We start from the raw sequence: 16125 nt of genomic DNA on the forward strand, positions 1-16125 counted from the left end.
AAGAAATATAGAACTTCGGCGACCATTTTGGGATAGATCGGTAAGGATTAGGGATAAATAAGTTCGGAATAGGGCTAAGAAAATCTCAATTATCAAAAGTGACAGTGATACAATAGCGCAATGAGCGAAATTAGAACCCAAGTCCAATTTGTCGACATTGACGAAGATATGGCTGGTCAGCGTATTGATAACTTCTTACGCAACCAATTAAAAAACATCCCGAAAAGCATGATTTACCGAATCGTGCGTAAAGGCGAAGTCCGCGTAAATAAAAAACGCATTAAGGCTGAGTACAAACTAAAAGCTGGCGATTTAGTTCGTATCCCTCCGGTTACTATTGAAGAGAAAACAGAAGAGAACGTGCCGAGCACGAAACTCAACAAGGTTTCAGAATTAGAACAGTGCATCATTTATGAAGATGATCACATGCTAATTCTTAACAAACCGTCTGGCACTGCTGTTCATGGTGGTAGCGGATTAAAATTTGGCGCGATTGAAGCATTACGTGCTCTTCGCCCTGATGCTCGTTTTCTTGAATTAGTGCACCGTATCGATAGAGATACGTCTGGCATTTTGCTTGTTGCTAAGAAGCGCTCGGCGCTAAGACACCTTCAAGCACAGTTCCGTGAAAAAACGGTTCAAAAATACTACTTCGCTTTAGTTATGGGCGAATGGAAGAACAGCTGCAAAGTCGTCAACGCACCTTTGTTGAAAAATGAAGTGAACAGCATTGTTCGAGTTAACCCGAATGGTAAAGCTTCTGAAACCCGTTTTAAGGTTTTAGAAAAATTCCAAGAGGCGACGTTGATTCAAGCAAGCCCAATTACAGGCCGAACACACCAAATTCGTGTGCACGCTCAGTATACTGGTCACCCAATTGCTTGGGATGATCGCTACGGTGATCGTCGTTTTGACGCTTACACGGGTAAGGTTGGTCTTGATCGTCTGTTCCTACATGCAGCAAACATCAAGTTCACACACCCAGGTAGTGAAGAGAAGATGGATATCTCGGCGCCAATGGAAAGAAGGCTAGAGAAAGCCCTAACTGGTTTACGTAAGCTTTAAGAAGATACGAGATACGAAGGTATAGAGTGCCTCTAAATTTGTTCTTCAGTATCCATAAATGAGAAAGGTTGACGAATATCGTCAACCTTTTTTGTTTTCATCTGTTGTAGAAGATCCCCAAGTCGCTCGTTCCTCGCTCTTGAGGATGACGACTTTTTAAAATCACGCTCTATATCATTAGTTGGTTAGATAAAATTGCGTGTTCCGCCATTCCCTAGACTGACGAAGGAAGGAGTAGGGATCTCTAACAAAGAGAGCGTATCCGTTATAGTACACCCATTCCTTGCGCTTCTAACATATCGACTAGATCGATCAGCGGTAAGCCGATCAAAGTATTTGGGTCTTTCCCTTCCATCTGTTTAAACAACGCGATGCCTAACCCTTCACACATAAAGCTACCTGCGCAGTAATAAGGCTGCTCTTTCTCAACATAACTAATGACCTGTTGCTTAGTTAAATCGCGGAAATGCACTACAAAGGTGTCGAGACGCGTGTCAGCTTCATTGGTTTCGTTGTTCCAAACCGAAAGCCCAGTATAAAAAGTAATGCTCTTGCCGCTTTGACGAGATAATTGCTCGATCGCTTTTTCTCGAGTGTGAGGCTTACCAATGATCTCTCCATCAATTACGCAAACCTGATCAGAACCAATGACTAAGCTAGGTTGCTCCACAACACAAGACTTAGCTTTGGTCTCAGCAAGACGCATCACTAACTGTTGTGGTGTCTCTTCTGGAAGCGGCGTTTCATCGCAGTCTGGCTTGGCTGTAATGAAGCTTAACTGTAGTTTTTTGAGGATCTCTTGCCTAAATGGTGATGTAGAGGCTAAAACTAGTTGGTAATTTCTCATTTTAATTTACAATTCAAGGAAGCATTTATCTCAGGATAACGTAACTTGTCCTGCTATTCATAATGCTCTGAATAGGAAAGGCAGGAAAGTACATTTTTTTTGCCATTTCCTTTGACTAAACACGATTTGGAAGATAAGATTCGCGCCCTATGCAAAAGGAAAAAATACCGCGTACAGTTGATCCGGCAAGAACCGCTCAAAAACGACTCGATATGGATGGTATCATCCAGGTCAGTCTTTTGAAGCGTTTAACTGAAGCAACTGAAGGCGTAAAACGTGACGCGCAAGTCTCAATGTCATTTGGGCTTGATGAACAACGATTAGTCGTTATCTCTGGTAAAGCTAACGTCGAAGTCGATTTAGAGTGTCAACGTTGTAATGAGGTTTTCGCACATGAGTGCGATGTCCAATTTACTTATACTCCTGTTTACAGTGAGAAAAGTGAAGAGGAAGCACCGGAAGAGTACGATTTGGTAGATCTGAACGAGTACGGTGAGTTAGACCTGATTCAATTAGTTGAAGACGAGTTCATCCTTGGATTGCCACAAATAGCAATGCACGACGATGCGAAATGTAGCGTTAACTCAAATAACTTGGTGTTTGGTGAACTTCCTGAAGAAATTGAGGAAGACAAAAAGCCGAATCCATTTGATGTTTTAAAAAGCTTAAAGAAGTAATTGCTTCTTTAAGAATTTACATAGGAGTAGGGTCAATGGCCGTACAAAAGAGCAAGAAATCACGTTCAATGCGTGGCATGCGTCGTTCACACGATGCGCTAACTACAGCTGCACTTTCTGTGGACGCAACTTCAGGTGAAACTCACCTACGTCACAACGTGACTGCCGAAGGTTTCTACCGCGGCAAAAAGGTTATCAACAAGTAAGGTTGACCTTTGCAAAATCTAACCGTTGCGCTTGATGCAATGGGCGGGGACTTCGGTCCTCGTGTAACAGTGCCTGCCGCCGTGCAGGCACTGTCGTATTTCCCAGAGCTAAAAGTCATTCTAATAGGTGATCGAAACGCGATCACATCTCAATTATCTTCATTAGGTCGAATGCCTGATTCTCGTTTGAGTATCCAGCATTGTGATCGAGTCATTTCCAATTCTGAAAAACCTTCACTAGCCTTGCGTAACAGTCAGGGTAGCTCCATGCGTGCTGCGATTGATCTGGTCGCCGAATCACAGGCTGATGCTTGTGTGAGTGGTGGTAACACTGGCGCATTGATGGCTTTATCCCGTTTCAGACTCAAGCTTCTTCCCGGTATTGATAGGCCTGCATTGGTTTCAGCTTTGCCTACTGCATCCGGAAATCGCACATGGATGCTTGATTTAGGGGCGAACGTTTCTAGTGACGCAGATTCACTGTTTCAGTTTGCTGTCATGGGCAGTGCATTAGCAGAACAACATTTAGGTCGCGCACCACGTGTCGCTATCTTGAATATCGGTGCAGAAGAAATTAAAGGCAATGACCTTGTAAAACGATGCGCTGAAATGTTGTCTAATACTCAGTCTGTGAACTTCATAGGCTATATTGAAGGTAATCAATTACTTCAAGATGCTGCTGATGTCGTCGTATGTGATGGTTTTGTGGGCAATGTCTGCTTAAAAACGTGCGAAGGTACGGCTCAGCTCTTTATTGATAAGCTAAAAACGCGCATGATGGCTTCAACAATAAAGGGTTGGATAGCCAGAATGCTGTTTTCTGAGCTATTTACTGAATTAAAAACCTTGAACCCCGACCAGTATAACGGCGCAAGTTTGTTAGGATTGCGCGGCATTGTCATTAAAAGTCATGGAAGTGCTGATGTGTCTGCAGTCGTCAACGCGATTGGTGAAGCAGTACACGAGGTCAAACGACAAGTCCCCAGCCGCATTAGCGATCGTTTGGAAGCGGTTTTACTCGAGAGGCATTATTAGTCTTCATGTATAGCAAAATTTTAGGTACTGGCAGCTACTTGCCATCTCAGGTGCGTACTAACGCAGACTTAGAGAAAATGGTAGAGACTAGCGATGAGTGGATCGTTGCTAGAACGGGTATTAAAGAGCGTCGTATTTCAGCGGAAAACGAAACCGTTGCTGATATGGCGTTTTACGCTGCTGAAAATGCCATTGAAATGGCAGGTATCGACAAAGAAGAGATTGATTTAATCATCGTTGCGACAACCAGCAGTAGCCACACATTCCCGTCTTCGGCATGTCAGGTACAAGGCAAGCTTGGTATCAAAGGCTGCCCTGCGTTTGATTTGGCTGCAGCGTGTTCTGGTTTTGTCTACGCACTGTCTGTTGCTGATCAACACATCAAGACTGGCATGTGTAAGAACGTTTTGGTAATTGGTGCTGATGCACTGTCAAAAACCTGTGATCCGACTGACCGCTCTACTATCATCCTATTTGGTGATGCAGCAGGCGCGGTGGTTGTAGGCGCAAGCGAAGAGCCAGGTATTTTGTCTACTCATATTTACTCTGATGGTAAATACGGTGAGCTTCTAAGCCTAGAAGTACCAGAGCGCGGCGGTGATGCAGACAAATGGCTGCACATGGCGGGCAACGAAGTATTTAAAGTGGCGGTAACTCAGCTTTCTAAGCTAGTTAAAGACACCTTAGCGGCGAACAATATGGATAAGTCAGAGCTTGATTGGTTAGTTCCACACCAAGCGAACTACCGTATTATCTCGGCAACCGCTAAAAAGCTGACGATGTCGCTTGATCAAGTAGTGATTACTCTTGATAAGCACGGCAACACGTCAGCAGCTACCGTACCAACGGCCCTAGATGAGGCTGTTCGCGACGGGCGAATTAAACGTGGTCAAACGCTTCTACTTGAAGCATTTGGCGGCGGCTTCACTTGGGGTTCTGCGTTAGTTAAATTCTAACCCTAAGCGATAATCAACAAACAAGGCACATAACTTATGTGCCTTATTCAATTTTTTGCTTTGCTTAAAGGAAAATTACAATGAGCAAATTTGCTATCGTATTCCCAGGCCAAGGCTCTCAAGCTATCGGTATGCTTGCTGACCTAGGCGAACAGTATGATGTTGTTAAAAAGACATTTGCTGAAGCTTCAGAAGCACTTGGTTACGATCTATGGGCATTGGTTCAAGATGGTCCTGTAGAAAATCTAAATGAAACTTTTCGCACTCAACCGGCTCTATTAACAGCGTCTGTTGCAATTTGGCGTGTATGGCAAGAGCTTGGCCTAGAGCAACCTGTAAATCTAGCAGGTCACAGCCTAGGTGAATATTCTGCTCTTGTATGTGCCGGCGTTATCGACTTTAAAGAAGCGATCAAGCTGGTTGAACTACGTGGTCAACTGATGCAAGAAGCGGTTCCTGCAGGTGTTGGTGCAATGTACGCAATCATCGGTCTAGACGATGAAGCGATTGCTAAAGCGTGTGAAGAAGCTGCGCAAGACGAAGTTGTGTCTCCAGTTAACTTTAACTCTCCTGGCCAAGTTGTTATCGCGGGTAACAAAGCTGCAGTAGAGCGTGCTGGTGCACTTTGTAAAGAAGCGGGCGCTAAGCGTGCACTTCCGCTACCTGTTTCTGTGCCGTCTCACTGTGCACTGATGAAGCCGGCAGCAGACAAACTAGCGGTTGCTCTAGAAGCGCTAGAGTTCAATACGCCAGCACTGCCTGTTATCAATAACGTTGATGTTATTGCTGAGACAGACCCTGCGAAAATCAAAAATGCACTTGTTCGTCAGCTATACAGCCCAGTTCGTTGGACTGAAGGTGTACAGGCAATGAACGAACAAGGCGTAGAGAAACTACTAGAATTAGGTCCAGGTAAAGTTCTTACTGGCCTAACAAAACGAATCGTAAAAACTATGACAGCTGCTGCAGTTAACGACACTGCATCACTAGAAGCTGCTAAGTAAATAACCACTTAATAGAGAAGTTATGATGAATTTAGAAGGCAAAGTTGCACTAGTTACAGGCGCAAGCCGTGGCATCGGTCGTGCAATCGCTGAACTTTTAGTTGAGCGTGGTGCTAAAGTTATCGGTACTGCGACATCTGAAGGCGGCGCAGCTGCAATCAGCGAGTACCTTGGTGAGAACGGTAAAGGTCTTGCTCTTAATGTAACGGATACTGACTCAATTGCTGCTACACTGAAAACCATCAACGATGAATTCGGTGCGATTGACATTCTAGTTAACAACGCAGGTATCACTCGTGATAACCTACTGATGCGTATGAAAGACGACGAATGGAATGACATCATCGATACTAACCTAACGCCTATCTTCCGCATGTCTAAAGCTGTATTGCGTGGCATGATGAAGAAGCGTCAAGGTCGTATAGTAAACGTTGGTTCTGTAGTAGGTACAATGGGTAACGCTGGTCAAGCTAACTACGCAGCTGCAAAAGCAGGCGTAATTGGTTTTACTAAATCAATGGCTCGTGAAGTTGCGTCTCGTGGCGTTACAGTGAACACTGTAGCTCCTGGTTTCATCGAAACTGACATGACTAAAGCGCTAAATGATGACCAACGTGCAGCAACTTTGGCGAATGTACCAGCAGGTCGACTAGGTGACCCTCGCGAAATCGCTGAAGCTGTGGTATTTTTGGCGTCACCTGCGGCAGCTTATATCACAGGTGAAACACTTCACGTCAATGGCGGTATGTACATGGTGTAAATTATGTGCAACATTTGTGCATGATTTAAGTCAAGATCATACGTAATTTCGGTTAAAATCGTGAAAATTGTGGTTTGACCAGAAAAGTTGACCTTGCAACTTTCAATAGATTGAATAAACTACGGAAAACATCGCATAAAGCGAACTCTGTAAAGGAAAAGAAAAAATGAGCAACCTCGAAGAACGCGTAAAGAAAATCATTGTTGAACAGCTAGGTGTAGACGAAGCTGAAGTTAAAAACGAAGCTTCTTTCGTTGATGACCTAGGTGCAGATTCTCTAGACACAGTAGAGCTAGTAATGGCTCTAGAAGAAGAATTTGACACTGAAATCCCAGATGAAGAAGCTGAGAAAATTACTACTGTTCAAGCAGCTATCGATTACGTAACTAGCGCTCAGTAATAATCTCTCCCAGGCGGTCACCTCGACCGCCTGTGTTTTATCTAACTCATCTATCCTCATCTTAAATCACCTCAATCCCCGGAGTGTAAAATCGTGTCCAAGCGTCGTGTAGTTGTCACTGGCATGGGTATGTTGTCACCGGTAGGCAACACTGTAGAATCTTCTTGGAAAGCCCTGCTAGCTGGTCAAAGTGGTATCGTTAATATCGATCATTTTGATGCAACCAATTTCTCAACTCGTTTTGCAGGTCTAGTTAAAGACTTTAACTGCGAAGAGTATATGACTAAAAAAGATGCTCGTAAGATGGACTTGTTCATCCAGTACGGCGTCGCAGCAGGTATTCAAGCTTTAGATGATTCAGCCCTAACTATTACTGAAGAAAACGCTCCACGTGTGGGTGTTGCTATCGGTTCTGGTATTGGTGGTCTTGGTTTGATCGAAGCCGGTCACCAAGCTCTAACTGAAAAAGGCCCTCGTAAGATCAGCCCGTTCTTCGTACCGTCGACGATCGTGAATATGATTGCTGGTCACATGTCTATCATGCGTGGCCTACGCGGTCCAAACATCGCGATTTCTACTGCATGTACGACTGGCCTACATAACATTGGTCACGCGGCTCGTATGATTGCATACGGCGATGCAGACGCAATGCTAGCGGGTGGTGCTGAAAAAGCATCAACTCCACTAGGTATGGGCGGTTTTGGTGCGGCTAAAGCACTTTCTACTCGTAACGATGAGCCTCAAAAAGCTTCTCGTCCATGGGACAAAGGCCGTGATGGCTTCGTTCTTGGCGACGGTGCAGGCATGATGGTTCTTGAAGAGTACGAACATGCGAAAGCTCGTGGCGCTAAGATTTACTGTGAGCTAGTTGGCTTCGGTATGTCGGGTGACGCTTACCACATGACATCTCCAAGTGAAGATGGCTCAGGTGGCGCACTAGCAATGGAAGCGGCTATGCGTGATGCTGGCATTACTGGTGAACAAATCGGTTATGTAAACGCACACGGTACTTCGACTCCTGCAGGTGACGTAGCGGAAGTTAAGGGCATCAAGCGTGCTCTTGGCGAAGCAGGCAGCAAGCAAGTATTGGTTTCTTCTACGAAATCAATGACAGGCCACCTTCTAGGTGCTGCTGGTTCTGCTGAAGCTATCATCACGGCTATGTCTCTGGTTGACCAAATTGTTCCACCAACAATCAACCTAGATGATCCTGAAGAAGGCTTAGATATTGACTTAGTACCTCACACTGCGCGTGAAGTTAGCAACATGGAATATGCTGCATGTAACTCATTCGGTTTCGGTGGTACAAACGGCTGTTTGATCTTCAAAAAGATTTAATCATCTTATTAAAGACGTAAACACTCGTAGATAGTCACAATTAGACTTGTTTTTAAACGGCTTGATGCTTTAGCATTGAGCCGTTTCTTTTTATGGGGAAAAACATGTTTTGGGTTGATGGAGAAAGCCAGCAAACTATCGATATTTTGGATCGCTCGTTTCAGTACGGAGACGGCTGTTTTACGACAATGCTCGTGAGTGATGGTGAGATACAACATCTTCACGATCATCAGCACCGTGTCGACGAGTGCCTTAAAGCACTACGCATTTCTGCTCTTGATTGGGATGTTGTTAGTCTTTGGCTCGATACTGCGCTTCAACACATCCAACATAACGCTCTTCATGGCACAAAGAGCCTTGATGGTTCAAAGAAGCTCCATAACGCCAACAAGCCTCATAATCAAAAAGCAGGGATCAAGCTGCACGTTAGTCGTGGAGCGGGTGGGCGTGGCTACAGTACCAAGAATATCGCCAAGCCGACAATCACCATCAGTACCTTTGATTACCCAAGCCATTATTCAGCGTGGCAAGACTCCGGTGTTGAACTCGGTATCTGCCATCAAGCGCTAGGTTTGAGCCCACTACTGGCTGGCCATAAGCACAATAATCGCCTTGAGCAGATTTTGATGAAAGATGAAATGGATCAAGCTAATGAAGTGGATGGTGTGGTTCTTGATATATCGGGCAATGTGATTGAAACCACCATGGCCAATCTGTTCTGGCGCAAAGGTCAGTCGATATACACACCTCAACTCACTCAAAGTGGTGTCGCGGGGGTTATGCGTAAGCAAGTGTTAACCGCGCTGAATCAGGCTGAACTTTCCGTTACAATTAGTGACTACTGCTTATCTCAACTCATGCAAGCTGATGAGGTTTTCATGACAAACTCCATTTTAGGGGTTGCCCCAGTTACCCGTATTAGTGATACCCAATTTAACATTGGAACCGTTACTCGTAGCCTTCAAGGACAACTAAACTCGTGATCAAAAAGTTATTTATTTTTATTATCTTGTGCTTAATTGCAGCCGGTGCTGCTGGTTTTTATGTTTACAACCAAGCGCAAGATAACCTGAAACAAGTTATTCAATTAGAAAAACCACAAGTCGTGACTGTTGCTTCAGGTAGCAGCTTTAACCGCGTTCTAGCCCAGTTGATTAACGAGGGGCTGTTTGAGGCTTCTCCTTACGAGAAATTAATCCGTAAGTTACATCCTGAGCTTGTAGACGTAAAAGCGGGTACTTTCCTGCTTGAACCGGGTTTAACCTTAGAGCAAGCGCTACAGGTGCTTGTAGAAGGGAAAGAACACCAGTTTACTATTACCTTTGTTGAAGGCAGTCGTTTTGACGAATGGCTTGTTCAGCTAAAAGACAACGAATTCATTCAACAGACATTGGATGGCGTTTCTGAAAAAGAGATCGCTGAAAAGTTGGGTATTGAAAACGAAAAGCTAGAAGGTCTCTTCTTAGCAGAAACGTATCACTACACCTACGGCACCACTGATTTAGATTTGTTGAAGCGCGCGCATCGAGACCTAATGAGCGTGGTGAATGAAGAGTGGGAAAATCGAGCGGATAAGCTGCCTCTTAAATCGCCATACGAAGCGTTAATTCTTGCATCTATCATTGAGAAAGAGACCGCTGTTGCGTCAGAACGTGAGCGTGTTTCTTCTGTGTTTGTTAACCGTCTAAACAAGCGTATGCGTTTGCAAACTGACCCAACGGTTATCTATGGCATGGGTGACAGCTACGATGGCAACATCCGTAAGAAAGACTTACGCACGCCAACGCCTTACAACACCTATACAATGAGTGGCTTGCCACCGACACCTATCGCTATGGCAGGCAAAGCGTCTATCAACGCGGCGTTGAATCCAGAGAAGAGCAACTACTTGTATTTCGTTGCGAGTGGAACAGGTGGTCACGTATTTTCAAAGAGTTTGACTGAGCATAACCGTGCAGTGCGAGCTTACTTAAAGCAATTAAGAAAAAACAGATAAAGAAATAATTATGAATCAGTCGAAATTTATCGTGGTTGAAGGCCTTGAAGGCGCTGGCAAAAGCACAGCAATCAATGCCATCGTTGAGACATTAAAAGCATCGGGTGTTGAAGATATTGTTAATACTCGCGAGCCGGGTGGTACTGTCTTAGCTGAAAAGATGCGTTCATTGGTTAAAGAAGAGCACGAAGGCGAGAAGCTTCAAGACATGACTGAATTGCTGTTGATGTATGCAGCACGTGTTCAATTAGTCGAGAACGTCATCAAGCCGGCGCTCGCCAATGGTCAATGGGTATTGGGTGATCGTCATGATATGTCTTCACAGGCATACCAAGGTGGTGGTCGCCAGATCGCGCGCACGACTATGGAATCACTGAAAGCAACCACGCTAGGCGGCTTTAAACCCGATCTAACGCTATATTTGGACCTAGACCCTAGAGTAGGGCTAGAGCGTGCTAGAGGCCGTGGTGAGCTTGATAGAATTGAAAAGATGGACATCTCATTTTTCGACCGCACGCGTGAGCGCTATCTAGAAATTGCAGAACAAGATGATTCTGTACTTGTGATTAACGCGCAGCAAGAAATTGAGCAAGTAGCCGCTGATATTAAAGTCGCGCTAACTGCTTGGCTCGACAAACAGTAGGTAGTCATGGCTGAAGTGTATTCTTGGCTCACACCGGTATGGAGTGAGTGGAAAAAAAGTCTCGATGCGGAGCGTTTTCCTAACTCTGTGATTGTTAATGCACCGGAAGGGCTCGGCGTTGATGCTTTGATTAGCCAACTTACCGACGCATTGATGTGCACGAACTATGAAAGCGAGTCGTGCGGGTTTTGCCACAGCTGTGAGTTAATGAAGTCGGGCAGTCATCCTGATTTTCATGTGATCTCACCCGAGAAAGAAGGTAAGTCGATCACGGTTGATCAAGTGCGTGCCAGTAACCGCTGGGCTCAAGAGTCTTCTCAGTTAGGTGGTTTGCGCGTTATTTTGCTTAACCCTGCTGAAGCAATGAACGAATCGGCTTCCAACGCACTATTGAAAACTCTGGAAGAGCCATCAAGCAAGTGCATCTTCATTCTGTCTACTCGTAACAGTAATCGCTTAATGCCGACTATTATTAGCCGTTGTCAGCAATTCAATGTGGTTAGTCCGCAGTTAGAGACAGCATCAGCGTGGTTAGATGGTGAAGTGGGCAAAGCGGTACCGCAGTATATTTTAGCACTCAATGACAACGCGCCTTTAAAAGCAAAAGCGATGTTTGAGCAAGGTGGCGTTGAAGCTTCAACAAAAGCGCTCGATGGCTTTGTGAATGTGATAAAAGGCACTCAACCTGACATGCTAAAGTTCTCTACAGAGCTTAGCAAAGACCCTTTGATTCAACTTGGCTGGCTTTGGCATCTATTGTCAGATGTACAGAAGCTGCATTTTGGTTTGGCGAATCAGGCTTTCACTCCGAGTGCGAAAGCACTGTGTGAGGCGATGTCTTATCAAAGTGCTTATGCAGCATCGAATAAACTGCTGACATTGATTGAGCAGTTAAAGCAACACCCTGGGCTCAATACGGAGCTACTCATAATGAATTGGCTGATAGCCACTTGCGAGGAAACATGTTCGTAGATTCCCACTGTCATTTAGACAAACTGGATTACCAAGATTTACACACCAGCGTAGAAGATGTGGTTAACAAGGCGAAGGCTGCTAATGTAGACCAATTGCTTTCTGTCGGTGTGACACTCGATTCGTTTGAAAATATGCTCGAGATGATCTCGCCGTTTGATAACGTTAAAGCCTCTTGTGGCGTTCACCCTCTCGATGTTGAAAGTGATTTCAGCCTAGAGACAATGCGTGAATACGCGAGCAACCCTAAGGTTGTGGCGATTGGAGAGACAGGTTTAGATTATCACTACCAACCAGAGACGGCGGAGCTGCAACAGCTACGATTTAAGCAGCATGTTGAGTTAGCCGTTGAGCTGAATAAACCTTTGATCATTCACACTCGTAACGCACGTGAAGACACATTAGCTATTTTACGTGATGGCGGAGCTGAGAAGTGCGGTGGTGTGATTCATTGCTTTACTGAAGATCAAGCGTTCGCCGAAGCGGCAATGGAGTTAGGTTTTTATATCTCGATCTCAGGTATTGTGACCTTTAAACAAGCCACAGAACTTAAAGATGTTGTGAAAAACCTACCCCTAGATAGGTTGCTGATCGAGACGGATTCGCCATACTTGGCTCCGATTCCATATCGAGGTAAACAGAATCAGCCTGCATATGTAGTCGAAGTGGCGGCTTATATCGCGCAGCTGAAAGGGCTGTCAATGAAAGAGGTTGCTGAACAAACAACCAAAAATTACCGAAAACTTTTTTTGCGATAAAAAACTAACTAAACAAATAAAAGGGAGCAAAAGCTCCCTTTTTGTGTTTTTGATCACCAAAAATACGTTTTTTTTTAATGTTTACGAATTATGTTGAACTTGAGAGCGCTAATTATAACATTTGTAATTTTGTTACTAAAAATAACATTCGCTCCTATTTTATTTACCCAGTAAAATAATAGGGCTCTTGAAAAATACTTATATATTTCAATGCATTAAACACTTGTAAAGCATTGCATTTCTAGATTTGACATGTGATCCAAGACGTGTTTTGGAACTAAATTTCGTAAGTGACTAGAAAGTTAGTTCCCCATCAATATATATTTAGCGGCAGAAAATATAATGCAATACATGGTTACATTTTCGCAGGGTGCTAACATATAGGCTACGGGGGTGTGCCGTTAGAACCCAATATAATTATTTTATCTTTATCAGGAGCATAAACATGTTTAAGAACCTTTTTGCTAGCCTGCAGAAAGTTGGTAAGTCTCTGATGCTTCCAGTATCAGTTTTACCAGTTGCGGGTATTTTGCTAGGTGTCGGTGCAGCAGATCTTCCTTTCATTCCAGAAATCGTTTCAAACTTAATGGAACAAGCTGGTGGTTCAGTATTCGGTCAAATGGCACTACTGTTCGCAGTAGGTGTTGCACTTGGCTTTACTAACAACGATGGTGTAGCGGGTCTAGCTGCTATCGTTGGTTATGGCATCATGACTGCTACACTTGGCGTAATGGCTGGTGTAATGGGCGTTGATAAAATCGATACTGGTGTACTAGGTGGTATCCTAGTCGGTGGTGTTGCTGCTTGGGCATTCAACCGTTTCTTCCGTATTCAACTACCAGAGTACCTTGGCTTCTTCGCTGGTAAGCGTGCTGTGCCAATCATCACAGGTTTCTCTGCGATTGGTCTAGCAATCCTACTATCTGTAGTATGGCCACCAGTTGGCGGCGCTATCTCTGCGTTCTCTGATTGGGCTGCTCACCAAAACCCACAAGTGGCGTTTGGTATCTACGGTATCGTTGAGCGTTCTCTAATTCCATTTGGTCTTCACCACGTTTGGAACGTACCTTTCTTCTTTGAAGCTGGTACTTGTGTAAACGCTGCTGGCGAAACTCAAAACGGTGTTCTTACTTGTTACTTAGTTGCTGATGACGCATCTCGTGCAGCGGGCAATGGCTTCGGTCAGCTAGCTGGTGGTTACATGTTCAAGATGTTCGGTCTACCTGCTGCTGCAATCGCGATTGCACACTCAGCTAAGCCTGAAAACCGCGCTAAAGTAATGGGCATCATGGCTTCTGCTGCGTTGACTTCATTCCTAACGGGTATCACTGAACCAATCGAATTCTCTTTCCTATTCGTTGCTCCAGTACTGTACGCAATCCACGCTCTACTAGCTGGTTCTGCATACGTTCTTGCGAACACTCTAGGTTTTGTACACGGTACATCTTTCTCACACGGTCTAATCGACTTCCTAGTTCTATCTGGCCACGCGTCTAAGATGGGCCTAATGGTTGTATGTGGTATTGCTTACGCTGCAATTTACTACATCGTATTCCGCACTGTGATTAAAGCTCTAGACCTTAAAACTCCAGGCCGTGAAGACGAGACTGAAGAAGAGTCAGTTGCGACTGGTTCTGAACTTGCTGGTGAGCTAGTTGCTGCATTCGGTGGTAAAGCGAACATCACTGGTCTTGACGCTTGTATTACTCGTCTACGTGTTGCAGTAGCTGATACAGCTCTTGTTGACCAAGACAAGCTGAAGAAACTAGGCGCTGCAGGTGTTGTAGTAGTAGCGGGTGGCGTACAAGCTATCTTCGGTACTAAGTCTGACAACCTTAAGACAGACATGGATGAGTGGATCCGTAACAACGGTTAATTCTCTGATTCAATAAATTGAAAGGAGGCCGAAAGGCCTCCTTTTTTGTTTTCTGCTCTATGAAAGATCTATTGTGCTTAATCTCCATTAACTCAGATACTTATCATTCAACTCGATCAGTTGATGGTTGCTCTTAAATTTTTCGTGTCTTTTATCTTTTACCCAGCGATGACACCTTTTGCTGAGATTCCAGTAGACTTCCGTTTTTTAAATACAGTCTGAGAATATTATGAAACATCGTTACTTGATCGGCCTTATGTGCTGCAGCGGAGCCTCGTTTGCTCAAGCTTCTGAAGCTCCAGCTTTGGAAGTGGGACTCGCCATTGACCAAGACCTGAGTGTCGTTGTGGAATTTGATCAGAAATACCGTGCTACGATTGGCAATGACGGCGCTGCCTTTGATTACATTTTGAAGCGTGGTCAGTTCGAGACTGAAGCTCCGTTGAGCTGGTACGTCGGTGCTGGTGCTTGGGCTGAATGGAATGACGACTTTGGCTTACGCTTGCCGTTAGGCGTGAAAGTGAATTTCTACGAAGGTTGGAATGCTTACGCTCAAGTTCACCCTGAACTCGATATGTATAAAGGTGTTGAGTTGCAAGTGGGCGGCGCTTTAGGTGTTACCTATAAGTTCTAACCTGAACTAAAACCGTTTTAATAATGAAAAAACCAGCATTTAGCTGGTTTTTTCGTTTGGGCCGATCTTATATTTTGCTTCATTGAGCCACTTAGAAAGTAAAACTCAGTCCGACATTGGCTTGGAATTGGTTCATCCAGTCAGTATCAAAGCGAATGATGCACTCTTGCCCGTTATTTGGGATATTACAAACACCGGAGGTATCGTTGTCGACAACCGTGCCTAACCAACGTACTTGTGTGTTCAACGCTAGTCGGTCACTAAATTTGTACTCTAAGCCACCAAAGATAGAAGTTGAGAATCCATACTTATCTTTTGCCCAGTCTACATCGACGTAAGAAGCACCCAGGCCTAGCCCTAGATAACCCGACAACACAGGCGAAGCAGGGTAGTAGATGCTGCTTTGAAGGTGCAGGTATTGGATGGAGGAGCTTAGGTTGAGCGTTTCTAATTCCGAGCTCTGATTGGAGTAGAAGAAGCCGATGCGTCCTTTTTCAAGTGGCGTTTCAATGGCAAAGGTGTAATTTTCAGAGCCTTTCATGTCATAGGTTTTACCGTCCTGGTCTTCGACACTGCCACCGCCGGTATAACCTACCATAGGTGTAATGATGATCTCCGGCGAAGCATACGCGCTTGAAACGGAGAGAAGCGTAATCAGTGCCATCATATTTGCTTTGTTATTCATGAGTATATCCTTATCCATACACATACTAATTGTGATGGTTACATCAATATTGTGCGACTAATTTCGACGATTCTTGAAGATACTTCACACACCTGATAGTACTTAAATAGAGACTCGACAAATTAATAATAAGCCAGAGGTGTCTATGGACCATAATCTGAAAAATGCCCTACAAATTACCGTGTTTATCTACATGATCATTCTTTCATTTGGCTTTATTGCGATTGGTAGTTAATACCATCTATTGCGAGGCTGAGTTTTGATACTCAGGGA

General features: G+C 44.5%; 19 protein-coding genes. 17 read left to right on the top strand and 2 right to left on the bottom strand.

Annotation, left to right across the window (positions count from 1 at the left end):
- The first annotated feature begins 120 nt into the window (after nt 1–120).
- Entirely contained in the window at nt 121–1065 is a 945-nt protein-coding gene (gene rluC, locus AB4486_RS02495; RefSeq protein ID WP_017054981.1) for a 23S rRNA pseudouridine(955/2504/2580) synthase RluC, read from the top strand.
- 265 nt (nt 1066–1330) lie between these two features.
- On the opposite strand, the gene AB4486_RS02500 is transcribed toward rluC, so the two are convergent.
- Nucleotides 1331–1912, bottom strand: a complete 582-nt coding sequence (locus tag AB4486_RS02500) for a nucleoside triphosphate pyrophosphatase (RefSeq protein WP_372116400.1) — start codon at nt 1910–1912, stop codon at nt 1331–1333.
- A gap of 149 nt (nt 1913–2061) precedes the next feature.
- Between AB4486_RS02500 and yceD the strand changes: the two genes are divergently transcribed.
- The 15 genes from yceD to AB4486_RS02575 all read left to right on the top strand — a co-directional run bounded on the left by yceD (nt 2062) and on the right by AB4486_RS02575 (nt 15167).
- A complete protein-coding gene (gene yceD / locus AB4486_RS02505; protein WP_017062153.1) occupies nt 2062–2589 on the top strand; it encodes a 23S rRNA accumulation protein YceD in 528 nt (175 codons plus the stop codon).
- A 35-nt stretch (nt 2590–2624) separates the two neighbouring features.
- On the top strand, nt 2625–2795 hold the full coding sequence (rpmF, locus tag AB4486_RS02510; protein ID WP_004737376.1) for a 50S ribosomal protein L32: 171 nt from the start codon (nt 2625–2627) through the stop codon (nt 2793–2795).
- A 9-nt stretch (nt 2796–2804) separates the two neighbouring features.
- Nucleotides 2805–3830 carry a phosphate acyltransferase PlsX gene (gene plsX / locus AB4486_RS02515; protein ID WP_017062152.1) on the top strand — a complete coding sequence of 342 codons (1026 nt, stop codon included), beginning with the start codon at nt 2805–2807 and terminating at the stop codon, nt 3828–3830.
- 5 nt (nt 3831–3835) lie between these two features.
- A complete protein-coding gene (locus AB4486_RS02520; RefSeq protein ID WP_017054985.1) occupies nt 3836–4786 on the top strand; it encodes a beta-ketoacyl-ACP synthase III in 951 nt (316 codons plus the stop codon).
- Nucleotides 4787–4866: 80 nt separating this feature from the next.
- On the top strand, nt 4867–5790 hold the full coding sequence (fabD, locus tag AB4486_RS02525; RefSeq protein WP_017062151.1) for an ACP S-malonyltransferase: 924 nt from the start codon (nt 4867–4869) through the stop codon (nt 5788–5790).
- Nucleotides 5791–5815: 25 nt separating this feature from the next.
- On the top strand, nt 5816–6550 hold the full coding sequence (gene fabG, locus AB4486_RS02530) for a 3-oxoacyl-ACP reductase FabG (protein ID WP_029235138.1): 735 nt from the start codon (nt 5816–5818) through the stop codon (nt 6548–6550).
- Between the two features lie 166 nt (nt 6551–6716).
- Nucleotides 6717–6950, top strand: a complete 234-nt coding sequence (gene acpP, locus AB4486_RS02535) for an acyl carrier protein (RefSeq protein ID WP_004737381.1) — start codon at nt 6717–6719, stop codon at nt 6948–6950.
- Between the two features lie 93 nt (nt 6951–7043).
- The gene (gene fabF, locus AB4486_RS02540; protein WP_010437291.1) at nt 7044–8288 is read left to right on the top strand and encodes a beta-ketoacyl-ACP synthase II; all 1245 of its coding nucleotides are present in this window, start codon (nt 7044–7046) and stop codon (nt 8286–8288) included.
- Nucleotides 8289–8392: 104 nt separating this feature from the next.
- Nucleotides 8393–9271 carry an aminodeoxychorismate lyase gene (pabC, locus tag AB4486_RS02545; RefSeq protein ID WP_065583975.1) on the top strand — a complete coding sequence of 293 codons (879 nt, stop codon included), beginning with the start codon at nt 8393–8395 and terminating at the stop codon, nt 9269–9271.
- Complete coding sequence (gene mltG / locus AB4486_RS02550; protein ID WP_017062149.1) at nt 9268–10284, top strand: endolytic transglycosylase MltG; 1017 nt, start codon at nt 9268–9270, stop codon at nt 10282–10284. Before pabC ends, mltG begins: the two co-directional genes overlap by 4 nt.
- A gap of 10 nt (nt 10285–10294) precedes the next feature.
- Complete coding sequence (gene tmk / locus AB4486_RS02555; protein ID WP_017062148.1) at nt 10295–10927, top strand: dTMP kinase; 633 nt, start codon at nt 10295–10297, stop codon at nt 10925–10927.
- 6 nt (nt 10928–10933) lie between these two features.
- Complete coding sequence (locus tag AB4486_RS02560) at nt 10934–11899, top strand: DNA polymerase III subunit delta' (protein ID WP_017062147.1); 966 nt, start codon at nt 10934–10936, stop codon at nt 11897–11899.
- Nucleotides 11890–12657, top strand: coding sequence for a TatD family hydrolase (locus AB4486_RS02565; RefSeq protein ID WP_372116403.1), 768 nt, complete (start codon nt 11890–11892; stop codon nt 12655–12657). Before AB4486_RS02560 ends, AB4486_RS02565 begins: the two co-directional genes overlap by 10 nt.
- Before the next feature lie 445 nt (nt 12658–13102).
- Complete coding sequence (ptsG, locus tag AB4486_RS02570) at nt 13103–14533, top strand: PTS glucose transporter subunit IIBC (protein ID WP_102332502.1); 1431 nt, start codon at nt 13103–13105, stop codon at nt 14531–14533.
- A gap of 229 nt (nt 14534–14762) precedes the next feature.
- Nucleotides 14763–15167, top strand: a complete 405-nt coding sequence (locus AB4486_RS02575; RefSeq protein WP_017062144.1) for a hypothetical protein — start codon at nt 14763–14765, stop codon at nt 15165–15167.
- A gap of 91 nt (nt 15168–15258) precedes the next feature.
- Here the strand turns inward: AB4486_RS02575 and AB4486_RS02580 are convergent, their stop codons facing one another.
- Entirely contained in the window at nt 15259–15852 is a 594-nt protein-coding gene (locus AB4486_RS02580) for an outer membrane beta-barrel protein (protein ID WP_017067207.1), read from the bottom strand.
- A gap of 145 nt (nt 15853–15997) precedes the next feature.
- Between AB4486_RS02580 and AB4486_RS02585 the strand changes: the two genes are divergently transcribed.
- Entirely contained in the window at nt 15998–16087 is a 90-nt protein-coding gene (locus AB4486_RS02585) for a YnhF family membrane protein (protein ID WP_100214626.1), read from the top strand.
- Nucleotides 16088–16125: the final 38 nt, after the last annotated feature.

Origin of the sequence: Vibrio sp. 10N.222.55.C6 (assembly GCF_041473395.1) — a bacterium.
GTDB lineage: Bacteria > Pseudomonadota > Gammaproteobacteria > Enterobacterales > Vibrionaceae > Vibrio > Vibrio crassostreae_C.